Annotated in this window: 13 protein-coding genes; 11 read left to right on the top strand and 2 right to left on the bottom strand. The window is 63.8% G+C overall.

Annotated elements, in window-relative coordinates; translation table 11 throughout:
* Nucleotides 1-39 precede the first annotated feature (39 nt).
* From LQE90_RS10705 to ribF, 9 genes are all read left to right on the top strand, one after another.
* Entirely contained in the window at nt 40-1,203 is a 1,164-nt protein-coding gene (locus tag LQE90_RS10705) for a putative ABC transporter permease (protein WP_216529721.1), read from the top strand.
* Nucleotides 1,204-1,543: 340 nt separating this feature from the next.
* Nucleotides 1,544-2,017, top strand: a complete 474-nt coding sequence (rimP, locus tag LQE90_RS10700) for a ribosome maturation factor RimP (RefSeq protein ID WP_216529720.1) — start codon at nt 1,544-1,546, stop codon at nt 2,015-2,017.
* A 25-nt stretch (nt 2,018-2,042) separates the two neighbouring features.
* Nucleotides 2,043-3,257: a transcription termination factor NusA gene (nusA, locus tag LQE90_RS10695; protein WP_114566937.1), complete on the top strand. Its 1,215-nt coding sequence runs from the start codon at nt 2,043-2,045 to the stop codon at nt 3,255-3,257.
* Nucleotides 3,258-3,283: 26 nt separating this feature from the next.
* Nucleotides 3,284-3,565, top strand: coding sequence for an RNase P modulator RnpM (rnpM, locus tag LQE90_RS10690; RefSeq protein WP_114566936.1), 282 nt, complete (start codon nt 3,284-3,286; stop codon nt 3,563-3,565).
* A gap of 18 nt (nt 3,566-3,583) precedes the next feature.
* Entirely contained in the window at nt 3,584-6,331 is a 2,748-nt protein-coding gene (infB, locus tag LQE90_RS10685; protein WP_216529719.1) for a translation initiation factor IF-2, read from the top strand.
* 108 nt (nt 6,332-6,439) lie between these two features.
* Complete coding sequence (gene rbfA, locus LQE90_RS10680) at nt 6,440-6,880, top strand: 30S ribosome-binding factor RbfA (protein ID WP_114566934.1); 441 nt, start codon at nt 6,440-6,442, stop codon at nt 6,878-6,880.
* A 12-nt stretch (nt 6,881-6,892) separates the two neighbouring features.
* Complete coding sequence (locus tag LQE90_RS10675; protein WP_114566933.1) at nt 6,893-7,912, top strand: DHH family phosphoesterase; 1,020 nt, start codon at nt 6,893-6,895, stop codon at nt 7,910-7,912.
* Nucleotides 7,909-8,922, top strand: a complete 1,014-nt coding sequence (gene truB / locus LQE90_RS10670; RefSeq protein ID WP_231088299.1) for a tRNA pseudouridine(55) synthase TruB — start codon at nt 7,909-7,911, stop codon at nt 8,920-8,922. The genes LQE90_RS10675 and truB overlap by 4 nt, the downstream gene beginning before the upstream one ends.
* A complete protein-coding gene (gene ribF / locus LQE90_RS10665; protein WP_114566931.1) occupies nt 8,906-9,829 on the top strand; it encodes a riboflavin biosynthesis protein RibF in 924 nt (307 codons plus the stop codon). Before truB ends, ribF begins: the two co-directional genes overlap by 17 nt.
* A 75-nt stretch (nt 9,830-9,904) precedes the next feature.
* On the opposite strand, the gene LQE90_RS10660 is transcribed toward ribF, so the two are convergent.
* Nucleotides 9,905-11,818 carry an LTA synthase family protein gene (locus LQE90_RS10660; RefSeq protein ID WP_231088298.1) on the bottom strand — a complete coding sequence of 638 codons (1,914 nt, stop codon included), beginning with the start codon at nt 11,816-11,818 and terminating at the stop codon, nt 9,905-9,907.
* A gap of 297 nt (nt 11,819-12,115) precedes the next feature.
* Between LQE90_RS10660 and LQE90_RS10655 the strand changes: the two genes are divergently transcribed.
* Nucleotides 12,116-14,215 carry a sodium-translocating pyrophosphatase gene (locus tag LQE90_RS10655; protein ID WP_181792564.1) on the top strand — a complete coding sequence of 700 codons (2,100 nt, stop codon included), beginning with the start codon at nt 12,116-12,118 and terminating at the stop codon, nt 14,213-14,215.
* 820 nt (nt 14,216-15,035) lie between these two features.
* On the top strand, nt 15,036-16,091 hold the full coding sequence (locus LQE90_RS10650) for a putative endonuclease domain-containing protein (protein WP_216529716.1): 1,056 nt from the start codon (nt 15,036-15,038) through the stop codon (nt 16,089-16,091).
* A gap of 163 nt (nt 16,092-16,254) precedes the next feature.
* Here the strand turns inward: LQE90_RS10650 and LQE90_RS10645 are convergent.
* On the bottom strand, nt 16,255-16,493 hold a 239-nt coding region (locus tag LQE90_RS10645), incomplete at its 5' end, for a hypothetical protein (RefSeq protein ID WP_231088297.1).

Genomic DNA, 16,493 nt, shown 5'->3' with positions numbered 1-16,493 from the left:
GTCGAAGACGGCGGCGCCGCTCGATCGAAAGGAATGGGAATGCAAGAGGGGAACAACAAGGAAGACGGGCGCATGCCCTGGCTTTTGAAGCTGTTCGGCGTGCTGTGCATGCTGGGCGGCCTGACGTCGCTGGGCGATCTGATCCCGGTGGTCCTGGCGTTCGTCCAGGGCATCGGCGGCGAAGGCTACCGCATGGCGTCGGTGATCATCTTCTCCGCCCTCATGGTGGTGCTCGTGGTCACCGCCGTGCTCTTCGTGTTCTTGGGCTACCGCCTGATCCGCAACCGGCGCGAGCATGCGGCGGCCGCGGCCAACACGCTGGTTGCTTTGACAGTGCTGTCCATCATCGGCACCATGATGCTGTTCGGCCTTTCCGCCCATCACATCGGGTACCTGATCCAGCTGGTCATCCTCATTGCGGTGACCGCGTACCTCGACCCGCAACTGGTAGAGGAGCGTCGGCTGCAGCACAAGCTCAAGAAGATGGACAAGGAGCAGCGCGCCCAGGAGCGCAAGGTCGCGCGACAGCGCAAGCCCAAAAAAGGATTCATCACGCTGAACTTCTTCAACCTGTTCTGGATCTTCGTGGTGTGCTGCATCCTGGGTCTTGTCATCGAGACGATCTACCATTTCATTCTGTTCCACGAGTACCAGGACCGCGCCGGCATGCTGTTCGGGCCGTTCTCGCCCATCTACGGCTTCGGCGCGCTGCTCATGACCATCGCGCTCAACCGCTTCCATGACAAGCCTATCTGGGTGGTCTTTTTGGTGAGCGCCGTCATCGGCGGTGCGTTCGAGTTCTTCACCAGCTGGATCATGGAGTTCGCCTTCGGCATCCGCGCATGGGATTACACGGGATCGTTCCTGTCCATCGACGGGCGCACGAACTTCGTGTTCATGGTGATGTGGGGCGTTTTGGGCATGGCGTGGATCAAGCTCTTGTTGCCGCAGCTGCTCAAGCTGATCAACATGATCCCGTGGAACTGGCGCTACGGCGTGACGGCCGTGTGCGCGGCGCTCATGCTGGTGGACGGCATCATGAGCATCCAGTCCATCGACTGCTGGTACCAGCGCATGGCGGGGAAGGCTCCCGAGACGCCCATCGAGCAGTTCTACGCCAAGCACTTCGACAACGAGTACATGCAGAACCGATTCCAGACCATGGACATGAACGTGGAGGATTCCGCTCGCGCGGACGTGTAGCCGGGCTTCGAGCCCCGGCGGAATCGCTGCCGGGGCTCGTCCGTTTGAATTGCAGGATGACGGGTACGCCGTGCCTGCGCCCAAACGGCCGGTCCCTCGGCGATTTCGCCGGCAGGGGTCCGGATTCGGCTGCGCGGGCCCCTTCGCGCGGCCCTCGCGCAAAATGTGGGGAACTTGCGGGCAGCTTCTTGGCAAGACTAGGCAAAACGCGGGCCGTATGGTATAAATATTCGCGCATTGCAGAACAGCAAGCGCGCGACGGCGCGCACCATACTTTCGCAGACGAGAAAGTGGGTTTCACCCGCTTTCTTTGTATGTTAGGGCACAGAAAGGAGAAGGCGTGCTCAGCAAAAAGGAACAACAGCTGCTTGACGCGCTGGAACCCCGTGCGGCTCAGGAGGGCGTGGAGGTCGTGACCGTGGAGGTCGTCGGCGCCAAGAAGGCTCCGACCATTCGCGTGTTCATAGACACGCCCGAGGGCGTGAGCTTTGACGAGCTGTCCTCCGCGCAGGCGTGGATCAACGACATCATGGACGAGCTGGACCCGTTTCCCGGGGCTTACACGCTCGAGGTGTCCTCGCCCGGCATCGACCGCCCGCTGCGCACGATCGAGCACTTCGCGCGCTATGCGGGGCAGACGGCCGTGGTCAAGGCGCAGCCGCTCGACGGCCGCGGCACGTGGACGGGCACCATCCAGGGGGCTGGCGAGGGCGTCGTGACGCTCGACGTGGACGGCTCCTCCGTGCAGATCCCGCTCGACACCATCAAGCGCGCCCATCTCAAGGGCATGATCGATTTCAGCTCGAAGGCTTGAGCTTAAGAGGAAAGGAAGCGAAGACGTGGCAAGTTCAGAATTGATCGAGGCTTTGCAGGCGCTGGCCCACGAACGCAAGATCGACGAGTTCTATCTCATCGAGCGCCTGGAGGTGTCTCTGGCGAAGAGCTACGAGCGCATTCTTGACCTCGAGTGGGACGCTCGCGTGACCATCGATCGCCAGACGGGGCACATCTACGTGTACGAGCTGGTTCCGGTGGGAGAGCCCGACGAGGAAACCGGCGAGTACCTTGAGTTCGAGGAGCGCGACGTCACGCCGGCCGACGTGAGCCGCATCGCCGCGCAGAACGCCAAGGGCGTCATCGCCTCCATCGTGCGCGAAGCGGGTCGTCAGTCCATCTACGAGGAGTTCTCCAGCCGCGTGGGCGACCTGGTCACGGGCACGGTGCTGCAGGGCACGCCCGAGTTCACCATTATCAAGATTCGCGACGGCGTGGAGGCGGAGCTTCCGCACTACGACGTCAAGCGCAGCCCCAACGAGCGCAACGAGCGCCCGGCGGGCGAGCACTACCGTCACAACCAGCGCCTCAAGGTGCTTATCATCGAAGTGCGCGACCCGAACTCCGATGCGCCGAAGATGCGCGGCGAGCAGGCCCGTCCGGCTATCGTCGTGTCCCGCACGCATCCCGATCTGATCCGTCGCCTGTTCGAGATCGAGGTCCCCGAGATCTACGACGGCATGGTGGAGATCAAGTCGATCGCGCGCGAGCCGGGCGCCCGTTCCAAGATCGCCGTGGCTTCGCGCGAGGCGAACCTCGACCCGGTGGGCGCGTGCGTCGGCCCCAAGGGCAGCCGCGTGCGCATGGTGGTCGAAGAGCTGCGCAACGAGCGCGTCGACGTCATCCAGTGGGCAGAGGATCCGGCCGTGTACGTGGCCAACGCTTTGTCGCCCGCCAAGGTGACGCGCGTCATAATCGACGAGGACAACCACTACGCCACGGTGGTCGTGCCCGACGACCAGCTGTCGCTGGCTATCGGCAAAGAGGGCCAGAACGCCCGCCTTGCCGCGCGCTTGACAGGCTGGCACATCGACATCAAGAGCGCAAGCTTTACAAGCGAGCAGCTTCCCTCCGAGGGCAATATGCTGATCGACGAGGAAGACGTGGACGACGAGGCGGGCTTGTGCTCGTACGTGGGCGAGGACGGCGTTCGCTGCCGCAACCACGCTCGTCCGGGCAGCCGCTACTGCGGCGTCCACGCGGACCTCGACGAGGCTTAAGAGTTACCAGGTAGGCGGCCTTGCGAATGAACACGACGACGACTAAGGGGCAGCGCAGCTGCATCGCATGCGGAACGCCGGCGGCGAAAGCCGGTCTTCTGCGCATCGTGCGCGATCCTTCGGGCACCGTGTCGTTCGACGGGACCGGCCGTGCGCCGGGCAGGGGGGCGTACGTTTGCTCCGCAGAATGCTTCGCCGCCGCATGCAAGAAGAAAAAGCTCGACCGGGCGCTCAAGACGACGCTCGGCGGCGATGAGTACGAACGGATCGCTGCCGACGTCGCAACGGCCTCGCGCGAAGCGAATTAAGAAGTAGAGGAGTGGTATATGGCCAGCATGCGCGTACATGAGTTGGCGAAGGAATTCGATATGTCGAGCAAAGAGCTGCTCGACAAGCTGCAACAGATGAAGATCCCTGCGAAGAGCCATGCGAGCATGCTCGCCGACGCCTACGTTGAGAAGATCCGCAAGAACCTCGAGCCCGAGATCAAGCAGCGCGCGGGCCAGCTCGAGGACGAAGAGGCCAGGAAGCTGGCGGAAGAGCGCGCCGAGGCCGAGCGCAAGCGCGCCGAGGAAGAGCGCGCCCGCCGCGAAGCCGTGGAGCAGGAGCGCGCCGCCCGCGAGGCCGAGCGTGCCCGCCGCGCCGAAGAGGGCCCGTCCGACGAGGGCGGCTCCCACGACGAGGGCGACCATCCGCGCAAAGCGCCGGCGTCGTCGCCGTTCGAGAGCCTGGCCAGCCAGATCGAGAGCGAGAAGGAGCGCGTAGCCCGCGAGGCTGCGGAAGCCCGCGCTCGCGCCCGTCAGGCCAAGATGGCCGCCGAGGTGGCCAAGAAGCAGGCCGTCGAGGAAGCGCTGCGCCAGCGCAGCGGCAAGGGCGGCAAGTCCGCTCCGGCCCCCAAGAAGCCCGCTCCGGTGCTGGGCGCCAAGAAGGCGTCTGGCTTCGACTCGCTGCTTTCGCAGATCGAGGCCGAGAAGCAGCGCATCGAGGCGCAGAAGCAGGAAGCGTCCTCCGCGCGCAAGTCGGGCAAGCCCGACCGCGCTCCCAAGAAGCACGGCCGCAAGGGCGGCCACGTGGAGCAGATCGTTCCCGAGCTGGAGGCGCAGCAGACCCAGCCCGAGGACCGCTATGCCCAGATGGCCGTGCAGGCCGAGAAGCTGCAGCGCGACAAGGTGCTGGCCGAGGCCCGCGCCGCCGTTGCCGCCGCCACCACGTCGAGCGAGGGCGAAGGCCGCCGCAAGAAGCGCAAGCAGAAGCGCGAGGCCGAGACGCGCGAGCGCTTGGAGCTGGAGGCCATCGAGAAGGGCCTCGACCCCGAGCTGGTGCTCGACGACTCCGTGGTGGAGATCCCGCAGGGCTCGACCGTCGGCAAGTTCGCCGAGCTGCTGGGCGTGCAGCCTAACGACATCATCAAGCGCCTGTTCATGCTGGGCCAGGTGCTCACGCTGACGCAGTCCATGAGCGACGACCTGGTGGAGCTTATCGCCGACGACATGGGCCGCAAGGTGCGCGTCGTGTCTCCCGAAGAGGAGTACGCGGTGGTGTACCACGACAAGGACGAGGACCTCAAGTCGCGTCCGCCCGTGGTCACCGTCATGGGCCACGTCGACCACGGCAAGACGTCGCTTCTGGACGCCATCCGCGACACCGGCGTGGTGGCCAGCGAGGCCGGCGGCATCACGCAGCACATCGGTGCGTCCGTCGTTGAGATCGACGGCCGTCAGATCACGTTCATCGACACGCCGGGCCACGAGGCGTTCACGGCCATGCGCGCTCGCGGCGCCCAGGTCACTGACGTTATCGTCCTGGTGGTTGCCGCTGACGACGGCGTCATGCCGCAGACCATCGAGGCTATCAACCACGCCAAGGCCGCCGAGGTCCCCGTCGTGGTGGCCGTGAACAAGATCGACAAGCCGGGCGCCAACCCCGATCGCGTGCGCCAGGAGCTTACCGAATACGGCATCATCCCCGAGGAGTGGGGCGGTTCCAACATGTTCGTGGAGGTGTCGGCCAAGAAGCGCCTGCACATCGACGACGTGCTTGAAACCATCCTGCTGCAGGCCGATGTGCTCGAACTCAAGGCGAACCCCAACGCCGAGGCTTCCGGCTTCGTCATCGAGGCGAACCTCGACAAGGGCCGCGGCCCCGTGGCCACCGTCCTCGTCCAGCGCGGCACGCTCCATCCGGGCGACGTCGTGGTGGCCGGCACGTCGCACGGCCGCGTCCGTGCGCTGGTCGACCCGCGCGGCAAGCACGTCGACGAGGCGCTTCCGGCGGATCCGGTGGAGATTCTGGGTCTGAACAGCGTTCCCACCGCCGGCGACGAGTTCCGCGTGTTCGCCGACGAGCGCGATGCGCGCAAGCTGGCTGAGGAGCGCGCGCTGCGCGCCCGCCTGGCCGAGCAGGACGCCAAGTCCCACATGAGCCTGGACGATCTGTTCAGCCGCATCGAGGAGGGCAAGCAGACCGACCTGAACCTCATCGTGAAGGCCGACGTGCAGGGCTCCATCGAGGCGCTGCGCGACGCGTTCGAGAAGATGGACCAGTCCGAGGTGCGCATCAACATCGTGCACTCGGCCGTGGGCGGCATCACCGAGACCGACGTTACGCTGGCCTCGGCCTCCGACGCCATCATCATCGGCTTCAACGTGCGCCCGACCGGCAAGTCCAAGCAGCAAGCCGAGAAGGAGAAGGTGGACATCCGCCTGTATCGCATCATCTACCAGGCTATCGAGGAGATCAATGCGGCGCGCGTGGGCCTGCTGTCCCCGGACATCGTGGAAGAGGACACCGGCATCGCCGAGGTGCGCGACACGTTCAAGGTGCCGAAGGTGGGCACGATCGCCGGCTGCTACATCATCGAGGGCGAGATCAACCGCGACGACAAGGTGCGCATCGTCCGCGACGGCACGGTGATCTTCGAGGGCGTCATGGCTTCGCTGCGTCGCTTCAAGGACGACGTGAAGTCCGTGAAGCAGGGCTACGAGTGCGGCATCGGCATCGAGAAGTTCCAGGACCTCAAGGTGGGCGACCACATCGAAGGCTACCAGATCAAGGAAGTCGAGCGGACCGAGTAACCGTTCTCCGTCACTGCAATAATCTGCGCGCTCGTCAAACGTTCCACGTTACACTGGGCTTGACGAGCGCGTTTTGCGCATAACCCCTCTTCGGAAGGAGATGGCATCATGAAACAGAGTTCTTCCAACCGCAAGGTGAACGAGCAGGCCCGCGAGGTCATCGCGAGCATCCTTTTGTTCGAGATATCCGATCCCCGCCTTGAGCTCGTGACCATCACGGGCTGCGAGGTCAGCTACGACCGCAGCGTGTGCAACGTGTTCTACACCACCGAGCCCGAGCGCTACGAGGACGTGGCGGCGGCGTTTTCCAAGGCGTCGGGCCGCATCCGCTCGCTCATGGCTCGCAAACTGTCGTGGCGCATCGCTCCCGAGCTGCGCTTCTTGCTGGATCGCAGCGTCGACCAGGCCGAGCGCATTGCTACGGCGCTCGAGCGCGATGCCGCGCGCAACAAGGTGGACGAGCCGACCGATGCGGACGTGCCCGCCGACGCCGACCCCCTTGCAGACGAGCGCGCCCGCGCGCAGGTGGCGGAATCGGCCGACGAATAGCAGGGAGACCGTATGTCCGTTACCCCCCAAACGAATACCGATCTTGCGGCGCTTGCCGCGGCGTTCAAGCAGCGCGATGACTTCGTGCTGTGCGGGCACGTGAGTCCCGACGGGGATTGCATCGGGTCGCAGCTTGCGCTCGCTGCCGCATTGCGGCAGCTTGGCAAGCGCGTGACGTGCGTGCTTGCCAAAAACGAGCCGATCGACGAGCGCTTGCGGTTTCTGCCTGGTGCCGACGACCTTGTCCCGGCCGAGCTGTACGAAGGGCCTGCGCGCACGTTCGTGGCCGTGGACGTGCCCACGCGCGAGCGCATCGCCGAGGCTGCGGCCGCGCTGCGCGACCAATGCGACCTTGCGGTCACCATCGATCACCATGCGGTGGATACCACGATGACCGATCTGGTGTACGTGGATCCGGACGCGGCGTCTACCACCGTGCTCGTGTGGGACGTGGCGGGGCTGCTCGGCGTCGACCGTTCGGGAGACGTCGCCCTGTGCTGCTACACGGGGCTGGTCACGGACACGGGGCGCTTCCAGTATCAGAACACCGACGCGGCCGCCATGCGCGCCGCGGCTCAGATGGTCGAAGCGGGCGCCGACCCGGCGTTCGTTTCGCGGGCCATCTTCCAGAATCGCTCGCTCCCCTCGGTGCGCCTTGAAGGCGTCGCCGTGGGCCGCATGCGGTTTGGAGCCGGCGGCGCGTACGCCATGAGCTGGCTGTCCCTTGACGATTTCGAGTCGGCAGGCGCGGTGAAGGCCGACGCCGAGCCCATCATCGACGCGCTGCGCGCAGTGTCGGGCGTGCGCGTTGCCTGCATGCTGCGCGAGCAGGGAGACGTCGTGCGCGGAAGCCTGCGCGCGAAGGACGACACCGACGTTGCGACGCTCGCTCGCACGTTCGGCGGGGGAGGGCATCGGGCTGCTGCGGGATTCACGCTCGAATGCTCCTTGGACGAAGCGGTGGCCTTGGTGGACGCCGCATTGGAGAAGACGGTTGGGGCCAAGGCTGGCGAAGGGGCGTGCACGGGGTGAAGCGGGGAACATCGGGGCTTTCGCTGGTCGTAGGGGTCAACAAGCCCGGCGGCATGAGTTCGCATGACGTGGTGAATCGATGCCGGACCATATTCGGGGAGCGTCGCGTGGGGCACACGGGCACGCTCGATCCCATGGCAACCGGGGTGCTTCCCATCTGTATCGGCCCCGCCACCAGGCTCGGGTCGTATTTGACCGCGCACGACAAGCACTACCGCGTGACCATCGCGTTCGGCGTGGGGACCGATACCGACGATGCCGAGGGCCGCGTGACGCGGACGGGCGACGTTCCGGCTTGCGTGACCGACCCCGTCTTCGCCGCTTCGTTTGTGGAGGGACTGGTGGGGGCTAGCAAGCAGCTGCCGCCGGCGTATTCCGCCATCAAGGTGAACGGGAAGAAATCCTACGAAGCTGCGCGTGCGGGCAATATCATCGACCTGGCTCCGCGCGACATCGAGGTGTACGAGGCGCGCTTGCTCGAGGTGCGCGAGGGCCGCGGCGACGAGCTTCCCACCTGGGACGTGGCGTTCCACGTGTCGAAGGGCACCTATATTCGCGCATTGGCGCGCGACGTGGGGGTGGCGCTCGGCTGCCCGGCTCACGTTGCCGCGTTGGAGCGGACGCGCCTGGGGACGCTCGACTTGGAAGAGTGCGTCAGCTTGGACGTGCTCGCGGAGCTCAAGGACCGCGCCGCGCTCGATCCCATTCGGCTTTTGGGCGGGCGCTTCCTGTTCGCGCAGGATGCGGCTGTCCCGAAGGTGGCGAACGGCTCTCCGTTGCCTGCTTCGGCGCATCCCCTGTACGAGCGGCGTCGCTCGACGGCCGACCTTGAGCTGTGCGCGTGCACCTCGGGCGTGCGCGAAAGCTGCACGGGTCCGAAGGACGGGGAGACGGTTGCGGTGATTGCCGACAACAAATTGGTTGCGCTGTACGGTTACGATCAGGCGCGCGCTGCGTATCAGGCGCGCTGCGTGTTTCAGACGGGGGTGTCTCGTGGCAAAGATCTATAGGGCGGACGAATCTTTCGACCATGCGTTCTTCTCCGGCGCGTCGTGCGCGTTCGGCGTGTTCGACGGCGTGCATCGCGGGCATCGGTTCCTGCTTGACTGCGCGCGCGAGACGGCGCGCGAAAGCGGCGGACGCAGCGTGGCGCTGACGTTCGACATCGATCCTGACGAGGTGTTTCACCCCGATCGGCTCAAGAAGCTCATGACGAACGACGAGCGCTTGGCCATGCTGGCGCAAACCGGCGTGGACGCGGTGGTGGCGCTTCCTTTCACGCGGGAATTCGCGGCGTCTTCGCCCGAGCGCTTTCTCGTGCAGACGTTCGACGGTACGCCGCCGGCGTTTCTACACGTGGGGTTCGACTTCAAGTTCGGAGCTCGCGCGGCAGGAACCGTGGACGACCTGGATGCGTGGGGCTCTGTCGAGGGCACGCACGTGCGCGCCCATAGCCTGAAGAGCGAAGACGGCGCGCCCATAACGGCCACGCGCATCCGCCTGCTTTTGGCCGACGGCGCCATCGAGGAAGCGAACCGGCTTCTAGGACGCGCGTACTTCATGACGGGAACGGTAATGCCCGGGCGCGGAGAGGGTGCGGACCTGGGATTTCGGACGGCGAACCTGGTGGTGGACGATCAGCTGCGCCCGCTAGGCGACGGCGTGTACGCCGCGTGGGCCGTGGTCGACGGCGCTCGCTACAAGGCTGCGGTCAACGTGGGCGTGGCGGCTACGTTCGCCGATCGCGCGACGGCCACCTGCGAAGTGCATCTGCTCGATTTCTCGGGCGACTTGTACGGAAAGCCCATCAAGGTGGAGTTCCTGCACTGGTTGCGACCCATGCGCAAGTTCGACGACCTCGAAGAGCTCATAGCCACCGTGCAGGGCAACATCCAATGGGTGAGGGATAACCTGTAGGGTTGTGCGCGCAAAACGGGGAATGGCGCAAGGCGGGGGACGGTATCGTCTCCCGCCTTGTTCGTTGTCTCGGCCTTAGCCGAACAGGTTGTCGTACTGTATCCAGGCGTAGGCGTCTAGCAGGTTTTCGGCGTCCGCTTCCTCGTCGAGCCAGTGCCAGGTGCCGTCGGCGCTCAGGTAGCCGTTGAGGTTGACGGCGGGTATGGATTCGCTGATCGACAGCAAAAAGCGCTGGTAGTTCGTGGTGGGAAGGCCTGCTGAGTCCACCAGCTTGGCGCCCAGGTAGTTCAGGCTCGACCGTTGCTCGACCGGTCCTGTGGCGAGGGCGTCGGCTTCGTCCTCGACAGGGTTTCCACGCTGTTGCTTGATTGCGCGTGCGGCGTCGTTTTCCCAGATGAGGTAGGGTACAGCGTAGCGCGACTGCACGGCATCGAGCCCCAGATCGTCTGCGGACACGCCTTCGTGCGTGGCTTCGAACAGCCAGTCGCTGAAACCGGGTTGATGATCGCCGAAGAAGCAGAGGACCACCGGCCTCTCAAGCGCGTTCAGCTGCTCTGTCAGATACGCCAGATCCTGGTCTGCCTGGCGGATGACGCTTGCGTACTCGTTCAGCTCGAGCGACGTGGTTCCGTCGGGAAGCGGAACGCTCACGCTCATCTCTTCGGAAAGGCCGCCCACGTCGTAGCCGCCGTGGTTTTGCATGGTCACGTCGAAGATGAACTGGGGCTGCTCGTTTTCCGCCAACAGGTTCAGCACGTAGTCGTAGGTGGCGCGATCGGTGACCAGGCCGCGCAACGTGTCCGCGCCGTCGAAGGAGGCTATGTCGCTGAATCGGTCGAATCCCAGCTGCGCGTAGATTCGGTCGCGCCTCCAGTTCGTGCCCTCGGCCGGATGCAGCGCGTGCGTGGCGTAGCCCATCGATGAGAAGTACGACACCAGGCTTTCGGCTTTGTCCAGGTCGTAAAGCACGTACGGATACACGCCTCCGCCCAGGTGCGCCATGCTCGACCCGGTCAGAAACTCGAACTCGCTGTTGCAGGTGCCGCCTCCCATGGCCGAGGCGTAGGCTTCGCCGGCCTCGAGCGCTTCGGCGGCAAGCTCGTGGAACCGGGCGGGGCGGGCCTCGGTGTCGGCAAGGCCGGGGTAGCGCGACAGGTCGGAGAACGTCTCGTTCATGATGGCGATGACCGTGGGCTGTTCGACAAGTTCGCCGGCATGCGCTTCCGGGATGGCCGTGGCGTCTGCGTACGAGTCCAGCATGTCCTCGATGGCCGCGGTTGCGTATCCGTCGGGTTCGGCAGGGCTCAGGTCTTGGACGCGCTTGAGAAAGCAAAGCGCCGATCCTTGCTCGGCGTACGATTCCTTGACGCCCCATACGTCCACCGTGCAATCGAAGGCTTTTTCGATGTCGACGGCGGCTAGCGACCAGCCGAAGCCTCCAACCAGCACAAGCGCGCACGTGGCGTTGGTCAAGCCGCGTCGGAACGAGAGCCGCTGCTTCGGCATCAGGAACAGCACGGCGCAGTACCCCAAGAACAGCATGATGCTCGCAAGCAGGCTCGCGTCAAGCTCGAAGGAGTAGCCCGATCCCACCGACGCGGCCGTGGACAGGGCGAACAGGTCGGCAGGCACGACGGGCTGGCCTTTGAACATGATGACGAAGTGGTTTGCCGTTCCGGCCGCCAGACAAGCCAGCAGAAACGCCGCAACAGCCGCGCGGGAGCGCTGCCCGACGAAGTAGCAGATGCCGAAAAGGATCGCCAAGAGGACGAGGTTCAACCCCGCATAATAAGGATCCATGGAAAGCAGGTTCGCGTTGTAGGGCACTTCGAGCAGCAGGAAAGCCGTTGGCACGGCAAGCGCAAGAACGAAGGGACGCGCCTTTTTCGCGGACGGCAGGGATCGGAAGCGATCGACGGCGCCCGCGATCAGGGCGAAAAGCGCACGCACCGCGTCTTGTGCGGCGCGTGCGTGGCGTATACCGGGCATAACGTGCTCCTCGCGTGGTTCAGATGCATGCATCGTCGGTGATGTGAAAAGGCGAAGTATACCGGATATCGCTTCGTTTGCAGCTTGAATCCGCCCTGATTGTCGATGCGCGGCCTGATTCCTGGTGAAACGCTTGCAATTTCATGTATCCAAAAAAACTCGATTACGGGTTCACATTATCTGCAAATCCTCTAGAATAAAGCGGTTGCGACTTTCTCGCTCGAATGCCCGGCGAAAAGGTCGCATATCGTATTGGTCGAAAAAAGGAGGAGACACGTGACTACTGCAGTCGCATGGATGGCTCCCGTGTGCGCCCTCATCGGCATTTGCATGGCAGCCTACCTCGGAACGTGGGTTCTGAAGCAGGACCCGGGTCCGGACAAGATGAATAACATCTCCCTGAAGATCCAGCAGGGCGCTAAGGCGTTTTTGATGAGCGAGTACAAGCTGCTCGTGATCTTCATGGTGATCGTGGCCGTTGTTATGGCGGTATTCCTGTCGCCGATCACGGCGCTTGCGTTCGTCACGGGCGGCGTGATGTCTGCGGCGGCCGGCTACGTTGGCATGCACGTGGCAACGCGCGCGAACACGCGTACCGCTCACGCTGCCGAGGAGTCGGTTGCCAAGGCCCTGAACATCAGCTTCAAGTCCGGCCTCACCATGGGCCTGTGCGTGGCGTCGTTCGCCCTGCTGGGCCTGTCGCTGTGGCTTATCCTGCTGGTGTTCGGCATCGACATCGTCGAGGTTGCTCAGATGCACACCAACATCGGCATGGTCGAAGGCTTCGCCACCGGCGCTTCTGCTGTTGCGCTGTTCGCCCGTGTGGGCGGCGGCATCTACACGAAGGCCGCCGACGTTGGCGCTGACCTCGTGGGCAAGGTGGAAGCGGGCATTCCCGAGGACGATCCCCGCAACCCCGCCACCATCGCCGACAACGTAGGCGACAACGTAGGCGACGTGGCCGGCATGGGCGCCGACCTGTTCGAGTCCTACACGGGCGCCATCCTGGCCCCCACCATCCTGGCCGCCACTTTCGGCGCGCTGGGCGGGTACTTCGCCACGGGCGACCTCGTGTGGGCCCTGGTGACGCCGCTCATCATCGCGGCAACCGGTATCCTCACGTCCATCATCGGCCTGTTCGCCGTGCGCACCAAGGAAGGCGCTGCCCTGCACAAGGCGCTCAACCGCGGCACGTACCTGGCTGCCGGCATCGAGATCGTCGTGATCTTCTGCCTGTTCTCCATCTGGAACTCCCAGTCCGTCGAGGCGCAGCCGCTGTGGCTGTTCGGCTCGGTGCTGTGCGGCCTGGTGGCCGGCCTTGCCATCGGCAAGATCACCGAGTACTTCTGCTCCGACAAGTACAAGCCGGTCCACAAGATCGCCGAGGCTGCCGACACCGGTGCCGCCACGGTCATCATCGAGGGCATCGGCACGGGCATGCTGTCCACCATCGCTCCGATCGTGCTGGTTGCTTTGGCTATCATCGGCGCGTACACGTTCGGCAACCTTGCGTTCCCGCTCGCCTCGGCTGAGGGCGGCATTGCCGTCGGCCTGTTCGGCGTGGGTCTTGCCGCAACTGGCATGCTTTCCAACACCGCTATCACCATTGGCGTCGACGCGTACGGCCCTGTTGCCGACAACGCGGGCGGCATCGCCGAGATGGCCGGACTTCCCGAGGAAGTGCGTGATCGCACCGACGCGCTGGACGCCGTGGGCAACACCACCGCTGCCATCGCGAAGGGCTTCGCCATTGCCTCTGCGGGCCTGTCCGCTATCTCGCTGTTCGTGTCCTACCAGGCCACGATGCACCATGCTATTCCGAACTTCGAGCTGACGCTCACCGATCCTCTGATCGTTGCCGGTATCTTCATCGGCGCCATGATGCCGTTCATGTTCGCGGCCCTCACCATGGGCGCCGTGTCCCGCGCTGCTCATGCCATGGTCGAGGAAGTGCGTCGCCAGTTCCGTGAGATCAAGGGCATCATGGAGTACGAGGCCGAGCCCGAGTACGACAAGTGCGTGGCCATCTCCACCAGCTCCGCGCTGCGCGAGATGATGCTTCCCGGTTGCCTTGCCATTATCGTGCCGGTCGCGATCGGTTGCTTCAACCCGGCTATGCTGGGCGGCTTTTTGGCCGGCGCCGTTGCCACGGGTATGCTCATGGCCATCTTCATGTCCAACGCCGGTGGCGCGTGGGACAACGCGAAGAAGTACATCGAGCAGGGCTATCATGGCGGTAAGGGATCCGATGCTCACAAGGCCGCCGTTGTCGGCGACACCGTGGGCGATCCGTTCAAGGACACCTCTGGTCCGTCCATGAACATCCTCATCAACCTGATGACCATCGTTTCGCTGACGTTCACCCCGCTGTTCGTCGCGATTCAGACGATGATGTAAGCGCTCGTTCGAAAAGCTTGCACGTTTCGGGACCCGGCTTCGCGCCGGGTCCCGTGTTGTTTTAGGAGGCGGTCGCGCGGCGAGGACGGGCGCTGCCCGCGTACCCGGTTCCGTTCCAGTTTCGGGGGCTTGCGACGTGCCCGGCTCCGTCTTGCGCTTCGGGGACTTGCAGTCCTCGCTGACCCCATCTTCAGTTCGAAGTTTTGTCAAAACGGACGAGTTTTGCTGGTCCTCAAACCAGGATAAAGCAAGCCGGTAAGCTTCTGAACTGGGATAATGAAAATCACGCATCAGCGAACAACCTCGAGAAGGCGGAAAATCGCCGCAAAACTCGATCGTTTTGACAGCGGACCGTGTCGAATACATTCTGCTACTGCACGCGTTCCTGCAAGCTGTCCGTTCCGCCGGTCTGCGTGCTCCGCTTCGGTCCGCACGGTTGTTTCAGCCGGTGCGCTCGCCTCGGCTTGCGCGCCTGCTTCAGCCTGCGGACCTGCTTCAGCTTGCGCGCCTGCTTCAGCTTGCGTACCTGCTTCCAGCCGTGCGTCCACTTTGACCCGCGTGCCTTCCTCTAGCTGCGCGCTCGTCTCGGCCCGCCCGTTCGCCGTTTGCTTTCAGCCGCGATCCCGCTTTCGCCTTTGCCTGCGCGTGCATCGGCGCGGATGCACGCCTGCCGTCTTCTGGGCGTGGTTTTGCGAAAACCTTGCAGGAATCTAGCACGGGTCTAGCGGGAATCTAGCAGGAATCCAGCGCAAGATAACGTGAAGATAACGAAACGATTGTCCGCGAACATGAGGGGCGTTGCCCTTGCTAGTCTTAATATATGACTATATACATCAGCCATATAACAGCGTTGGAATGTTGGCGGTCGGGAAGGTTCGACGCCCGCCTTCGGGTGCCCTGCTCTGGAAAACGCGTTCGGCATCCCGTCGGATCGTCGGAGCTTATCGGCGATGCGGACAAGGCGGCGCGGGCTCGCAGCCGCGATGCCGATACCGCGGCGTTTTTCCAGGGCCGCAAGGCCGTAGATGTCGATCGCGCTCGCGGGGATTCCCTGCTTCTTGAAAGCGGATTGCCGCTCGGGCGCGTTTCTCGCGAATCGCCCGTGCATGTGGTCGTGCCCTGTACGTGCGATCGGATCGACCGCGTCGGCGTGCGCTGCCATGTTCATGCGCGCCCGTTTCCTCCTGGATCATTCGTGCGATTGGACGAAGATCTGTACGCGAGCTCGCCGGAGCTGTGCTTCGTGCAGATGGCTTCCGTCTTGCCTGCGTTGGAGCTTCTTGCCTTGGGATTCGAGTTGTGCGGAACGTACGCGCGCAACTGCGATGGGCGCACGCGGTACGGGAGGCCCATGCTTTTGACCACGGCGTCGGCCCTTGCTCGATACGTCGAATCTGCACGGGGAATTCCTGGCGCGGCTGCGGCTCGAAGAGTCCTCAAGCATTTGGTCGCCTGTTCCGCTTCGCCGCGCGAGACGGCTTTGACGTTGCTGCTTTGCCTTCCGCGAAGAATGGGCGGCTATGCGCTTTCGCATCCCGAATTGAATTATCGAATGGATGTGCCGGACGCGCGGCGAGATTGCACCGAAAAGGGATACTACTTATGCGATCTGTACTGGTCGCAAGCGAAGCTCGACGTTGAGTACGAAAGCGACGAGTACCATACCGGTCCTTCTCGGATCGCAAGGGATTCGGAACGTCGCGATGACTTGTCCCATCTGGGGGTGTCGGTGCGCACGATGACGAATCACCAGATCATGGATCTTGCTCGCTTCGACAAGGCGGCGCGTCAGCTTGCTGCTGCTTTAGGCGAGCGGGTTCGTCCGTACGATGGTTTCGCGCAAGCGTGCCGCATGCTGAGAGCCGCAGTGCTGTGAGTTGCCGTGAAGGGCTTTCGGGACGCTGCCGACTTTCGATCGGTTTTCGGACGCGTAGGGCCCATCTGTCAAAACGGACGAGTTTTGCTGGTCCTCAAACCAGGATAAAGCAAGCGGATAAGCTTCTGAACTGGGACAATGAAAATCGTGTGTTGGCGAGCAATCATAAAAAGGCGGAAAATCGCCGCAAAACTCGATCGTTTTGACAGGACTGCGCGAAATTCGACGTCGTGCGCACGGACTGCGTAATATTCGACGTCGTGCGCACGGATTGCGCGATGGGGGGGGGTGTTTCTATGGTTTTGTCAATTGCTTTTTCGGGATCGGGCCGTTTGATTCGGGCATGCTCGCGCAAACCCCGGCGGCAGGGCTCTTCTTCGGCGATTCGGCCGAGGACTAGGC

The organism is Paraeggerthella hominis (assembly GCF_021044775.1).
In the GTDB taxonomy this organism is placed as follows: Bacteria; Actinomycetota; Coriobacteriia; order Coriobacteriales; family Eggerthellaceae; genus Paraeggerthella; species Paraeggerthella hominis.
Note: the sequence above shows the minus strand (reverse complement) of the source record. Positions and strands in the feature narration are given on the sequence as shown.